This is a genomic window from Sporolactobacillus kofuensis (genome assembly GCF_024125425.1).
Lineage (GTDB): Bacteria > Bacillota > Bacilli > Bacillales > Sporolactobacillaceae > Sporolactobacillus > Sporolactobacillus kofuensis.
In genome coordinates, this window is sequence record NZ_JAMXWN010000006.1 from 13,587 (window position 1) to 27,929 (window position 14,343).

10 protein-coding genes are annotated in these 14,343 nt (G+C 40.4%); 8 read left to right on the forward strand and 2 right to left on the reverse strand.

The genetic code is table 11. The features are described 5' to 3' along the window. The first annotated feature begins 840 nt into the window (after window positions 1-840). Complete coding sequence (locus NIE32_RS06330) at window positions 841-2,724, forward strand: PTS fructose transporter subunit IIABC (protein WP_253054010.1); 1,884 nt, start codon at window positions 841-843, stop codon at window positions 2,722-2,724. A gap of 783 nt (window positions 2,725-3,507) precedes the next feature. Here the strand turns inward: NIE32_RS06330 and NIE32_RS06335 are convergent. Together NIE32_RS06335 and NIE32_RS06340 are read right to left on the reverse strand one after the other, a co-directional pair. Then, window positions 3,508-4,353 carry a MurR/RpiR family transcriptional regulator gene (locus NIE32_RS06335; RefSeq protein WP_253054012.1) on the reverse strand — a complete coding sequence of 282 codons (846 nt, stop codon included), beginning with the start codon at window positions 4,351-4,353 and terminating at the stop codon, window positions 3,508-3,510. Window positions 4,354-4,366: 13 nt separating this feature from the next. Next, window positions 4,367-5,359: a Gfo/Idh/MocA family protein gene (locus tag NIE32_RS06340; RefSeq protein ID WP_253054014.1), complete on the reverse strand. Its 993-nt coding sequence runs from the start codon at window positions 5,357-5,359 to the stop codon at window positions 4,367-4,369. A gap of 551 nt (window positions 5,360-5,910) precedes the next feature. Between NIE32_RS06340 and NIE32_RS06345 the strand changes: the two genes are divergently transcribed. The 7 genes from NIE32_RS06345 (at window position 5,911) to NIE32_RS06375 (ending at window position 14,126) form a co-directional block, all read left to right on the forward strand. Then, window positions 5,911-6,948, forward strand: coding sequence for a LacI family DNA-binding transcriptional regulator (locus NIE32_RS06345; RefSeq protein WP_253054016.1), 1,038 nt, complete (start codon window positions 5,911-5,913; stop codon window positions 6,946-6,948). A 100-nt stretch (window positions 6,949-7,048) separates the two neighbouring features. After that, window positions 7,049-8,311, forward strand: coding sequence for an ABC transporter substrate-binding protein (locus NIE32_RS06350; protein ID WP_253054018.1), 1,263 nt, complete (start codon window positions 7,049-7,051; stop codon window positions 8,309-8,311). A 19-nt stretch (window positions 8,312-8,330) separates the two neighbouring features. Continuing rightward, window positions 8,331-9,206, forward strand: a complete 876-nt coding sequence (locus NIE32_RS06355) for a carbohydrate ABC transporter permease (protein ID WP_253054020.1) — start codon at window positions 8,331-8,333, stop codon at window positions 9,204-9,206. After that, on the forward strand, window positions 9,206-10,069 hold the full coding sequence (locus NIE32_RS06360; protein WP_253054022.1) for a carbohydrate ABC transporter permease: 864 nt from the start codon (window positions 9,206-9,208) through the stop codon (window positions 10,067-10,069). The genes NIE32_RS06355 and NIE32_RS06360 overlap by 1 nt, the downstream gene beginning before the upstream one ends. A gap of 21 nt (window positions 10,070-10,090) precedes the next feature. After that, window positions 10,091-11,758: a glycoside hydrolase family 13 protein gene (locus NIE32_RS06365; RefSeq protein WP_253054024.1), complete on the forward strand. Its 1,668-nt coding sequence runs from the start codon at window positions 10,091-10,093 to the stop codon at window positions 11,756-11,758. A gap of 56 nt (window positions 11,759-11,814) precedes the next feature. Beyond that, entirely contained in the window at window positions 11,815-12,921 is a 1,107-nt protein-coding gene (locus NIE32_RS06370; protein WP_253054026.1) for an ABC transporter ATP-binding protein, read from the forward strand. 188 nt (window positions 12,922-13,109) lie between these two features. Continuing rightward, window positions 13,110-14,126 (forward strand): ROK family glucokinase, encoded by a 1,017-nt coding sequence (locus tag NIE32_RS06375; RefSeq protein WP_290443485.1) that lies wholly within the window; start codon window positions 13,110-13,112, stop codon window positions 14,124-14,126. Window positions 14,127-14,343 lie beyond the last annotated feature (217 nt).

Consider the following 14,343-nt stretch of genomic DNA (forward strand, 5'->3'; position numbering starts at 1 on the left):
GTAAAGGAAACAGTCTCATTGTCTATGTATTGACAACTGAGACTGTTCTTTTGTTTTGTCCGGAACTTTTTGTTTATTCTCCAGATAGATGCATACTCCATCACCAAGTCTTTGTCTTTCAAAATAGCTTCAAAACCTTGTACGTGGATAAAATGTAAGCGGTGAAAGTTTTTGAAATAAAACGGTTGATTTTGAATGTAGGCGTGTTAAAATAATGGAGTAAGGACAAATAGTAAGTCAAATGAATAAAGACAAGAAATGATGATAAAGTACCTGGTAGCAAACTGCGACGTCAAGTTTCAGAATCTAGTGTATGTGGTTCAACCTTCCAAGTTCGGCATTTGACGCGATTCCTAAGCACTTGATACACAGGATGCTAATGTGGACAACAATGTAAAGCGCTTCACCTATTTGAGTGTGTAATGGTGAACCGGACATGGAAATGGAAACGTTCAAAAACATTCAAAAAAATGGCTATTGCAAAATGTGTTGCTGTTATGATCAAAGAAACTGGATCTAGAGATTGTGCGGACACCTTAGATGATCTCGTTTTAATGACAAAGAATTGTAACCGTTTACGTACATAGCACCACTTGAAGCGAGCGCGCGTCAATAGAAATAACCTGTTATCCGATTGGGTGATCTGGCTGTGATCAAGCTAAATCTGTTGCAATAAATGAAAGCGCTTATCACCCGATATCTGTTGCTCTGAACAATGCAAGTTGTTGAAATGAAATAAATGGTATGACGAGATAACGAACATGTTCAGTACTGAGTGTTCTGCATGGAACGGAACGGTTCGATAACGATGTCATAGACAACACGAGGAGTGAGTACGAAATGAAGATTACCGATCTGATGATTGAGCGTGTCATGGTAATGGACATGCAGGCAACAACCAAAGAAGAAGCCATTGATGAACTCATCGCCAGCTTGACGAAGAACAAAAGAATTAATAATCCAAAGCTTTTCAAAGAAATGATTCTGAAGAGAGAGGCAGAATCAAGCACCGGAATCGGTGACGGAATCGCTATGCCACATGCGAAAACGAAAGCGGTTAATGAAGCGACTGTTGTGTTCGGACGTAGCAAAAAAGGCGTCGATTATCATGCACTCGACGGCAAACCCTCTCATCTCTTCTTTATGATTGCCGCACCGGAGGGCGCAGCAAATGTTCACTTACAAACGCTCGCGGCCCTTTCACGAATGCTGATTGATCAGGAGTTTGTTTCCAGAGTGCAACAGGCCGAGACATCTACAAAGGTTGCTCAGCTGTTTAACGAAAAACAAGCGGAGAATGAGGAAAAAGAAAAAAGAGAAGCGAACCAAACAGCTGCAACAGTAACCGAGAATGAGAAATTTGTCGTTGCCGTTACCGCATGTCCTACAGGGATCGCGCATACCTATATGGCTGAAGATGCACTGAAGAAGAAAGCTGCGGAGATGGGCGTTTCGATCCGAGTCGAGACAAATGGTTCTGAAGGTGCGAAGCACGTGCTCACGCGCGACGAAATCTCTCGCGCCGCCGGAGTCATTGTAGCGGCTGACAAAAAAGTTGAAATGGCGCGCTTTGACGGCAAGAAGGTTCTTCAGACACCAGTCAGCGACGGCATTCGCAAGCCAGAAGAATTGATTACAAAGGCGTTGAAAGGACAAGCACCGGTATATCATGCAGAGAGCGGTTCGTCAGATGCTGAGACGGAAAGCACAAACGGCCTCTGGAACAAGATCTATAAAGATCTGATGAACGGAATTTCACATATGCTTCCTTTCGTTGTCGGTGGTGGTATCTTACTTGCCATCTCCTTCATGTTCGAACATCTTGGCAAGGACAATACAATTTATCAAATGCTGAGTGCGGTTGCCGGCGGGCAAACCGGGGCATTTCATTTCCTAATTGCAATTCTGGCTGGTTATATTGCCGTCAGTATCGGCGATCGTCCTGCACTAATGCCCGGGGTTGTGGGTGGATTTATGGCTTACTCAGCGAACGCAGGATTCCTTGGTGGTCTTGCTGCAGGTTTTCTGGCTGGATGGGTTATTCTCTTATTGAAAAAATTATTGTCTGGACTTCCTAAAACACTGAATGGTTTGAAACCGATTTTGCTTTATCCAGTATTCGGTCTTCTGATTACCGGCGGACTCATGTATTATATTCTTAACCCGATTTTTACATTTATTAATACAAGTATGGTTAGTGGACTGAGTCATCTGGGTACCGGAAACGCCATACTGCTTGGGCTTGTTCTTGGCGGTATGCAAGCTGTCGATATGGGTGGCCCTGTTAATAAAGCGGCCTATACATTTGCAATCGGCGTATTCACCAGTGGTGCTGCAAACGGTGGGTTGATGATGGCTGCTGTTATGGCCGGCGGTATGGTTCCACCGCTTGCCATCGCCTTGGCAACAACGTTCTTCAAAGCAAAATTCAATGAAGAAGAGCGTAAAGCAGGCCTCACAAACTATGCGCTCGGGTTATCCTTTATTACTGAAGGTGCAATCCCATTTGCTGCCGCTGATCCTCTGCGGATTATTGTTTCGAGTATTGTCGGTTCGGCAACTGCTGGCGCATTGACGCAATTATGGAAGGTCAATATTCCAGCTCCGCATGGTGGTATCTTTGTTGTTGCTTTGAGCAATCAGCCGTTTCTGTTCATCGCGGCAATTCTGATTGGCGCGATGATTTCCGGTCTGTTGATCGGTTTATGGAAGAAAGCCATTTGAGAAACTGAAACGGGTAGCCGTTTCGAAAAATAAAGCGGTTGGATCAATTGAATTTATAAAATAAGCATCATGAGCAGGTGTCTCAACAGTCTATCGACTGCGAGGCACCTTTTTTTACAAGTAACGGAAGTAGTCACATAAAATTTCGAGTAAATTGATGGTTCATATTAGCGGCGTAATGCTTGAAGAGAATTTTGATTCAAACACGAATGGTGAGACGCCGGCGGGATCTGCTCAGTTGAACGATTAGGGGGGAGAACCCCTCGGGCTTTATAGGTTTTACCGAGGACTGCTGGATTATTAATGTAGGGTACAGTTTATCATTGATGCCCTTGCAGTCTCATAAAGACAAATTCAGTTATAACTTTATGTAAATAGATAGCTTGCACAAGTGAGTGGATCGTTTCTTATTATTACTTCTCTGATTAACAAACACGCATCATCGGTTATTCACTCTGCTGTTAAACAGCGGGAGGGCATATGATGGAAAGCAACCCCTGGAGGTGGCAAGTATTGAAGGGGTGGTCGGTACATTTATAAGGTTGTTCCTCTGATCATCGTTGTGGTGCTAGAGATACGCGTAATGGAACAACTACAATTCTTGGTGGACCAGACGGAGAGTGCGTTTGATTAGCTGCTTCTCATGGTCATCCTGTGTGCAAAGTTACTCCATGATACCAGCTAAAAGAAACACCCCCACACTGATTTTCGTGTGGGGGTGTTTCTACTAAGGCGTCCAGGATTTGTCCTTGCCTCATTTGATTCAAGAAGTCATCGTGTCTTTTAAATTTTTTGTGATGAAATTAATAATTCATGCTTTTGAATCTTGTTCTTTAGCAGAGGATTGTCTGCAATCAACAACATGAAAATAGCTTCAATTGCTGTGACGGCGGTTACTCTGGAAAAGAAATATTCCGACATAAAAATCGTACCTCTGCTGGCTGTAACGATGTTATAGTCAGACAGCACAGCAATAGGTGAACTACTATTATTTGTGAGAGCCACAACTTTTACGTTTTTCTCTTTCGCAACATTGATTAATTGAATCAACCGCCGAGATTCTCCAGAGTTCGAGATGACGATCACCGCATCTAAATCAGTTAAGTTTAATGTCTGCCCCATGGCTACTTCCCAAGAAGAAGCTGTAAACGCTAGTCGCCCAATCTGATTAAACTTAAAGCATGCATCAAGTGCTACAGGAAAAGTATTACCTTCAGCCATGATTTGAATTAACCGTGCATCTTTAATGACTCGAATAATATGCTTAATTATTGTTTCGTCAAAGCCCTCTAATGTTGCGCGAATTTCATCTTCTTTATCGTTCATTAATCGTTCTAGGGTTTTATCTTGACTGCTCAAAGACATAGTACCTTGAGATTCAACGTTGATTAATGAACTCTGTGCTAACAAGACTTTAAGATGATGAAATCCATCGAGATCAATCCTTCTACAAAAACGTGATACGGATGCTTCGCTAACATCTGCACGATTTGCGAGTTGTGAAATGGTTGCATTGATCACAAACTGAGGGTCGTTGATAATTAAATCGACTATTTTTTTTTCGGACTTAGAAAAATGACCGAGATTGGAATAGATTCGATTGACAAAGCCTTTAGTATCAGACTCCATGCTATGATCCTAATTAATACTCCGTGCTATCAAATGGGTACTTCATGCCCCATTGGTTCCGCACGTTTGTTAATATGTTCATGATGTCACAGGATAATGCGAATTCACCCTCGTCATGACCTTGTTCAATATATCTTTGCATGTCTTGGACTTCGTATTGAAGGGCAAGAGATTCGTCCCCGGCCGTAACCACTTCATGCGATTCAGTATGTGCATCATCTGTAAACGTAATATCAGCTTTTGTTGCACGCGGATAATTAGAGATTTCAATATATCCCTTGGTGCCGGAAATGACGCCACGTTTCGGTTGTTTTGCGCGCATGGACAGGGCCATAACAGCGAGTTGATCATCCAGGTTTTTCAGGATAATTCCGGATTGTTCATCTACCCCTGTTTCAAAGTATTTAACTGTCGACAGAACATTAACCGGTTGTGATTTCAAGAAAGAACGTGCAAAGGCTGTGGCATAGCCGCCAATGTCCAACAATGCACCGCCAGCCAAATCCTTATTAAAGAAGCGATTTTTGACATCGTAATCCTTTAAACTACCGAAGTTTACTTGGACTAAGTTAACATCGCCAATTTTACCGGAATTGATCATTTCTTTTATTTTTTTGTACAGTGGCATGTGTAACAGCGTTAAGCCTTCGGTGACAATCAATCCTTTTTCATTAGCTAATTCTTTAACTTTATTTAATTGTTGTGAATTGACTGTGATTGCTTTTTCAGCAAAAACATGTTTGCCGGCTTGCAACGCTTTCATAATATATTCATAGTGAAAATTGTGTGGGGTTGCAATATAGATGATATCTACATTAGGATCATTAACCATTTCATCAGGATTTGTGAATATGTGCTGAACATTCTTTTCTTCACTGAATGCTTTTAAGGCAGCCTCATTAACATCAGCTACTGCATAAATTTCTCCATTCACAGAATTCAATGCATCTGCCATTTCGTGTGCAATCCATCCGGTGCCAACCATGCCCCAATTGTACTTTTTCATTTTCATTCATCCCTTCACTAATTGAATTTTTTTAAAGCCTGACCAAGCAAACCGTAGTACCTTCACCTAAGCCAACAAACTAAAGGATCATCAATAGTCTTTTGGATAAAATTTAAAATGAAAGTGATTTGCATAAATAATTTAACTTTGAAATTAATTTTAATATAGTTTATGGAAGCGTTTTTGTCAATAGAAAAACTTTAAAAATTTCATGCTGACCATTATGGTGGATCGTATGTGTAAAAAGTTGCTCAGAGCGATAATGTGCTGATAGATATAATGGTTTGAGAATGGCTTGGTGAGAGACGTCCGCAGCAGGCGAGCACCGAAAGTCCTAATCGAGAAAGGGTTAACAATGATCTACCCAATAATCAATTAGAAATTGAGCGATAAAATGAATGTTAACTAGAAATGGGTACTGTATTTTTTAACATTTGAGTACATAATTGTAAAATAGAAGTTGATTAGTCAATACTAATTTAGGTATTCTATTATTAATAACAGCGCTTTCTTTTGCGATAAAATCAATGTATGGAATATGAGGGGTTTCTATGGCCACGATTAAACAAGTAGCTAAGTTAGTGGGGGTTAGTCCAACAACAGTTTCAAATGTGATTCATGGACGAAAGAACAAAGTATCACCGGAGATTTACAAAAGAGTAAAAGAGGCTTTGAATCAAACAAACTATGTATCGAACATGAGTGGAAGGATTTTGTCTCAAAATGGCTCTAAAATCATTGGTGTAATCTTAAATTATTCACGCCGATCTGAAATTAATGTTGTATCGGATCCTTTCTATAATCAGATGATCGGTTATTTAGAAGAGCAGATCCGCATGAATGAGTACTATATGATGCTCTATACCTCTGGGAGTGTCCAGGAAAGTCTTAATTTAGCCTCAGCATGGAAAATTGAAGGACTTGTTATTTTGGGTGCTTTGCCGGAGGATGCGGAAAAGATTATACAAGTGGCACAGATGCCGGTTGCATTTATCGATACGTATATTAGTGATGCCCTTATGAAAAAAAGGTTCATCAATGTTGGTTTACAGGATTTCAAAGGATGCTATGAGATTACAAATTATCTAATAGATTTGGGCCATAGACAAATTGGTTTCTGCGCTGATGGTAATACGCTAAAGGGCGTAGATGAAGAGCGGTATAAAGGATTTAAGCAGGCCATGGCAGATGCGGGTTTAAAGTTCGATGAAGAGAAGGATTATTTTGGTCTTCCCTATCAAATAAATGAGCGGCATGACTATTTGTCAAAACTGGCAAAGCAGCGCTTCAGATCTTATACTGCGCTTGTTTTTACTTCCGATTACTTAGCTATTGATGCCATGAATATTTTGAAGGACAACCAGTATCGAGTGCCACAGGATCTCTCAATCACCGGATTTGATCATAATATTTTTTCTGAGCAGGCGCGCCCTAAATTAACCACGGTTGAACAAAATGTCCACGAAAAAGCAGAATTGACCATCAAGCATTTAATGCAAGAAATTCATGAGCAAGGGACACAGATAACGAATATCAAATTAAGCACAAAACTGATTATTCAGGAAAGTACACAAGCGCTAAAAAAATGATCACCCTCAAATTGTCGAAAAAAGTTGAAAGCGCTTAAATTATGTGGTATAGTGTTCTCGAACTTAAAGGTGTAACGTAACACCTAAATGGAGGGATTAAATGATGCGGAAGTTTTCAAAGCAACTGAGTTGCCTACTGGCAATTCTATTATTCGTTGCAAGTCTTGCAGGTTGTGGAAGTTCATCGAGTTCAGGAAAAGAAAAAATTGAAGTGTTTTCAACAAAAAACGCTGAGAATACAGAGATTCTTCAATCAATGGCAACCGAATTTGAAAAAACACATAAGAATGTCAACGTTGAAATTGTTTCCCCATCAGATGCCGGTACAGTTCTGAAGACACGATTAACAAAAGGAAACTTACCGGATGTTCTTGCAATGGGCGGTGACGCAACTTTTATGGAACTTCAAAAGGCTGGTACCTTAGAAGACTTATCAAAAAAATCTTATGTCAATTCTGTTCAACCAGCGTATAAAAAAATGGTGACCAGTATTTCTAAAGGAAGCGGCTTATACGGAGTTCCTTACGCGACTAATGCTTCCGGAGTACTCTACAACAAAACGCTCTTTAAAAAAGCAGGGGTAAAGGTACCACAAACATGGGATCAATTTATTGCTGCGATGCAGAAACTAAAAAAAGCAGGTATTCAGCCACTTGAACTCACCTTTAAGGACAGCTGGACGACCTTGCCCATTTGGAATGGTTTAGCTGGTAGTTTGCAATCAAAAGATTTCACGACTCAACGACTCAAGAATAAAACCACTTTTGCAAAAACGCATCAGGAGATCGCGCAAAAATATTTACAGATTTTAAACTATGCACAACCGGATTTTATGGGGACAACCTATAACGATGGAAATAAAGCGTTTGCACTTGGCAAAGCAGCGATGCTTCTTAACGGAAATTATGTCATTCCTGAACTTAAGAAGACAAATAAAAAGATTGATGTCGATATGTTTCCGCTCCCGGCTTCAAATGATGCAGCCCAAAATCGCATAACTTCTGGTGTCGATGTCTTATTAGCAGTCTCCAAATCTTCTGCAAATAAAGAAGCTGCCGAACAATTTATTTCTTTTATGATGAAAAAAAGCAACGCACAAAAGTATGTTGATGATCAGTTTGCTTTTTCTGCAATAAAAGGCGTAGAACAACAGGATGCCTCAGTTTCTGGAATTAGAAATAATATCGCTGACGGTCATGTTGTAAATTTTCCGGATCATTACTATCCAGCCGGCTTTGACCTTGCTTCATTGCTGTCGAATTTATCTCTGAATGCAGAAAATGGAATGACTACAAATAAAAACGTTACTCAATTCTTGAAAAAGGCGGATACATCCTATAACACCGCAAATGTACAAAATTGAAAATAGGGGCTGTTGAATAATGAAAATAACTGGGAAAAAAATCAATCCAGCCTTCTACCTAATGACGATACCCATTGCAATACTGTTCTTTATCTTTCATACCTTGCCTTTTCTAAAAGGTGTCTTTTATAGCTTTACAGATTGGCAAGGTTATGGAAATTGGAATTTTGTCGGATTGAAAAATTATTTATATGTATTTACTGATCCGGACGTCACTGGGTCCTATATATTTACTTTTAAATTTGCCATAGCTGCGACCATTCTTGTCAATGTGTTGAGTTTATTACTTGCAATGGGTTTAAACTCTAAAATTAAGTTTCAAAACACATTAAAGTCGATCTACTTTTTACCCTACATGTTAGGAACCTTGATTATAGGATTTGTTTTTAACTTTATTTTCGCAAATCTTGTACCCCAATTCGGAAAAACATTTGGGATTAGCGCGTTGAGCACTAATATTTTAGGGACAGATCATGCTTGGATTGGTATTTTAATTGTCACCATTTGGCAATCACTTGCCTTTAACACGTTAATTTATCTTGCCGGTCTTCAAACGGTTGATCATGAAATATATGAGGCTGCAGAAATGGATGGCGTCGGCACGATCAAAAAGTTTTTCAAGATCACGTTCCCGTTGATTGCCCCTTTCTTTACGATCAATATGGTGCTTTCCGTGAAGGGCTTTCTTATGGCATTCGATCAGATCATGGCAATGACGGGTGGCGGTCCAGGAAACTTGACCACAACAATATCAGTACTGATTTATAAGAGAGGGTTCCAGGGTGGTCAATTTGCTGTTCAATCTGCCAATGCGGTTGTCCTTTTCCTTGTCGTTGTGATCATTTCAATTATTCAATTGCGTGTTCTTGAAAAGAGAGAGGAGAAGCTGAACTAATGGAGTTAACAAAGAAATCAACCCACCTCAAGCTGGGTAAAGCTAAGCATCAAGTTAACTGGACAGTGACGGCTATTCTCGTAGTACTGGCGATTTGCTTCATCTTGGCACCGATCTATATGACCGTCGTTATTGCTTTAAAAGATCCAAGCGACATGGTTAATGTATTGTCATGGCCAAAACACATTAGATGGGAAAACTTTGCAGAAGCATGGAAAATGACAGATTTTCCACTTAAATTTCGGAATACGCTGTTTATTACTGTTGTGAACGTCATTTTTACTATCATTACGAACTCTCTTGCAGCTTATGCGATTACGAGAAATCGAAAGCGGAGTAAGTTGTTTAATCTCTTATACTATTACTTTATTAGCGCGATGTTCATTCCATTCAATGTACTTATGCTGCCACTGGTAAAGCAAGCCAGTGCATTTCACATGGATAACGTGTTAGGCATCACAGTACTGTACATCATTTTTGGATTGCCTATGAACACGTTCCTTTATTCAGGTTTTATTAAGGGGATTCCGACTGCTCTTGAAGAAGCGGCGATTATTGATGGCGCTAATTCGTGGCAAGTTTTCTTTAAAGTGATCTTCCCGATCATGAAGCCTATGCATGCAACAGTAGCAATCTTGTCCTTCATGTGGACTTGGAATGACTTTCTCATGCCGCTTGTCTTATTGAGCGATCCAAATCAACAAACACTTCAATTAGCTCAATATGTTTTTCAGGGACAGTTCTCGACTCAATACAATTTGGCCTTTGCATCCTATCTGCTCGTACTTTTGCCAATATTAATTATCTATGTTTTCTTCCAGAAATGGATTATATCCGGAGTAACAAGTGGTGCGGTAAAATAAAAACGAAAGTGATGGGGATTCATGAAAAAAGAAAATTCGCAAGGTTCAATACATTGGTGGCAGACGGTTGCCGTCTATCAAATTTACCCTCGAAGTTTTCAAGATAGTAATGGAGATGGCATTGGTGATTTACAAGGGATCATTAGCCGTCTTGATTATCTACAAGATCTAGGGATAGGCGCCATTTGGCTTAGTCCGGTATACAAGTCTCCTAATGATGATAATGGTTATGATATATCCGATTATGAGGATATTATGACTGAATTTGGGACGATGGGGGACATGGAGGAACTCATCGCAGAAGCAAAGAAGCGACAAATTAAAATTGTTATGGACTTAGTGGTCAACCATACTTCGGATGAGCATCAATGGTTTATTGAATCACGAAAATCTAAAGATAATGACTATAGAGATTATTATATTTGGCGCGATCCTGTAGATGGACATGAACCTAATGACCTCCGATCAACATTTGGCGGATCTGCATGGCAGTTCGATTCAGTGTCCGGACAATATTATCTGCATTTATTCAGTAAGAAACAACCTGACCTGAATTGGGAAAATCTAAAAGTTCGTGAGCAAGTATGGGACATGATGAATTTTTGGATTGATAAAGGTGTTGGCGGATTCCGAATGGACGTTATTGATCTGATCGGAAAAGAACCGGATAAAGGAATCACGGGAAATGGTCCGAAACTTCATGACTATTTGCAGGAGATGAATAAGCAGACATTTGGGGATAAAGAGCTGCTGACCGTAGGGGAAACTTGGGGAGCAACACCGGAGATTGCAAAGCAATACTCTGATCCAAGCCGTCATGAACTCTCCATGGTCTTTCAATTTGAGCATTGTGGGCTCGATCAACAACCGGACAAGGATAAATGGGATTTACAAGCGCTGAGCGTGCCGGCACTAAAGCAAGTTCTGTCAAAATGGCAAACGGCTTTAGGGGACAAAGGATGGAATAGCCTTTTCTGGAATAATCATGATTTGCCTAGAATTGTTTCCCGCTGGGGAGACGACGGACCAAAGTACCATGATGTGAGCGCGAAGATGTTTGCGATTTTGTTACATCTAATGAAGGGAACACCCTATGTCTATCAAGGCGAAGAGATTGGGATGACTAACTGTCCTGTCCAAGGCATTGATGAAGTGAATGATATTGAAAGTATCAATATGTATCATGAACGTCTTGACCTCGGCTACCCTAAGGAACAAATCATACAGTCGATCAATGCTAAAGGACGAGATAATGCTCGGACACCGATGCAATGGAATGATTCGCCTCATGCTGGCTTCACGACAGGAACACCGTGGCTGCATGTAAATCCAAATTATAAAACGATAAACGTTGAACAGAATTTAAAAGATCCGGATTCCATTTTTCATACCTATAAAAAGTTGATCCGTTTACGCTTGGAAAATCCACTCGTCGTCTGGGGTGAGTACACACTCATTGAAGATACGCCAGAAAATGTATTCGCTTACGTTCGAAGCTATGCTGATGAAAAGTGGTTGATTGTCGCGAATTTTGATCATCAAAAAAATACCTTAGCGCTTTCGGATTATGGTATGCAGGATGATGTGCTTATTTCAAACTATCCTTTATCGCGGGTTGATCTCAATCATTATGAGCTCAAACCTTATGAAGCATTCGCGATTAAGCTCAAGGGCGCAAGGAATCAGTGACAAGATGGACAAGGCAGTACTAAAAATTAAGGCTAATAATAAGGAAGTGTGAACAAATGGCTGAGTTAAAACTCGATCATATTTATAAAATTTATGATAATAACGTAACGGCAGTGACAGATTTCAATTTGGAAATTGCGGATAAAGAGTTTATTGTTTTCGTTGGTCCGTCAGGATGTGGAAAGTCTACGACACTGAGAATGATTGCCGGACTTGAAGAAATTTCTAAAGGTGATCTGATTATCGACGGGAAAAAGATGAATGACGTTGCACCCAAGAACCGAGAGATCGCGATGGTTTTCCAAAACTATGCGTTGTATCCTCATATGACTGTTTTTGATAATATGGCGTTTGGATTAAAGTTAAGAAAAATTCCTAAGCAGGAAATTAAAGAGCGTGTGGAACGGGTAGCAGAAACACTTGGACTTGCACCTTACCTCAAGCGCAAACCGAAAGCGCTATCTGGAGGACAGAGACAGCGTGTTGCATTAGGTAGAGCGATTGTTCGTGATGCCAAAGTATTTCTCATGGATGAACCGTTGTCTAATCTAGATGCTAAATTACGTGTACAAATGCGTTCGGAAATCAGTAAACTGCATCAACGACTCCAAGCAACAATGATTTATGTTACTCATGATCAAACCGAAGCGATGACCATGGCATCACGGATTGTCATTATGAAAGACGGCATCATTCAACAAGTGGGAACGCCTAAGGAAGTTTATGATAACCCTACCAACTTATTTGTTGGTGGATTCATTGGTTCTCCGCCAATGAATTATTTTGAGGGTGTCATTGAGGGGACTCATTTTAAGGGTGATGGTTTAGATTTTGAGATTCCAGCAGGAAAAATGAAAATCCTGAAGACTAAAGGATATTCTAATCAACCGATTATTATGGGGATACGCCCAGAAGATATCCATGATGAACCCATCGTCCTTGATTCGAATCCTGATTGGGTTGTTGATGCGAAAATTATCATTGCTGAGTTGACCGGTGCTGAGTTTGTTCTTCATTCGGAAGTTGGCGATCATCAATTTATTGCGCGTGTCAATGCCCGGTTACAATACCATCCGCAGGATCAAATAAAGTTAGCATTCAATCTTAACAAATCACATTTCTTTGATCCTAAAACAGAACGATCATTGACCGCAAACGATTAATCGGAAAAAGCAGCTTGTACATTTTTTCAGATAGACGGTGTCTCAAGAGTCGGTTGACAACGGAGACACCTTTTTAATGTACGATTTGACGTTAGCGCACTGATGCAAGCCTCCTACAGAACCCGAGTCAGGGGGGCCCCGTAGGCTAGGTTTTACAAAGTATTGAATTTAACAAGATGAAATGATGTATGCGAAAAATAATTTTTAAAGAAGGTATGATCATGCTTAATATAGGTGTTGATGTAGGTGGCACAACAATAAAAATGGCACTCGTGACGGATCAGGGTGAAATAACGCATAAATGGAACATCCCCACAAATACAGATGAAAACGGAAAATCTATTGTTCGGGATATAAGCAGAAGTATCATTCAGCAACGTGCAGCGTTCAATGTGAAGGATTCCGAAATTAGAGGGGTGGGCTTAGGTGTCCCCGGATTTATCAATGTAGATTCTGGTTTCATCTATGATGCAGTAAATCTAGGATGGAAAAATTATTCTATTCGTGATGAACTCGAACAATTGCTTTCTTTGCCGGTTGTCATCGAAAATGACGCAAATGCAGCCGCACTCGGTGAAATGTGGTTGGGTGCAGGCAAAAATGCAGAAAACATGGTGTGTGTAACTTTAGGAACCGGCATTGGCGGCGGAATTATTGTCAATGGTGATATTCTGCACGGAATCAGTGGGATGGCTGGTGAACTTGGCCATTTGACCGTTAAGCATAATGGAGGGGCACGGTGTAATTGCGGGAAAACAGGATGCCTTGAAACCATCTCATCAGCAACTGGAATCAGAAGAATGGCACTTGAGGGGGTCAACGAACATTCGGAGAGCTTGTTATATCGCCTTTATCAGAAGGAAGGAGACATATCTTCAGAAAATGTCTTTAATTGTGCAGAGGAAGGCGATGCTTTTGCTTTAGCACTTGTCGATCAAGCTGCCTATTATTTAGGAAGCGCACTGGGTACTCTTTCAGTTGTTCTTAATCCAGAACGCATTATTATTGGCGGAGGCGTATCAAATGCCGGAGAAACGTTAACTCGGCCGTTAATACGCTATTTTAAAGCTTCTTCCCTTCCAAGAATCGTTGACTCCTGTTCTATTGATCTTGCAAAGCTAGGAAATGATGCTGGGGTGATCGGCTGTGCCTGGCTATCTATGAAACGACTAAAACGAAATGAGTTCGTGCATTTATCGAAATAAAAACCGATAAATGGTTGAGTAATCAAGTATCTTTAATCCTCGATTTAAGAAAAAAATGACGGGTCTCTGAAAACTGAAGCGAGATTAATTAAACCCCAGAAGTTGGGTCAACACGCCAACTTCTGGGGTTCTTACTATGGATCGGGTTGTGTGGTTAGTTGTAAGTAGTCTATGATTGAAGGTGTTAACTACGCTGAAATGCGCTACATGGACGACT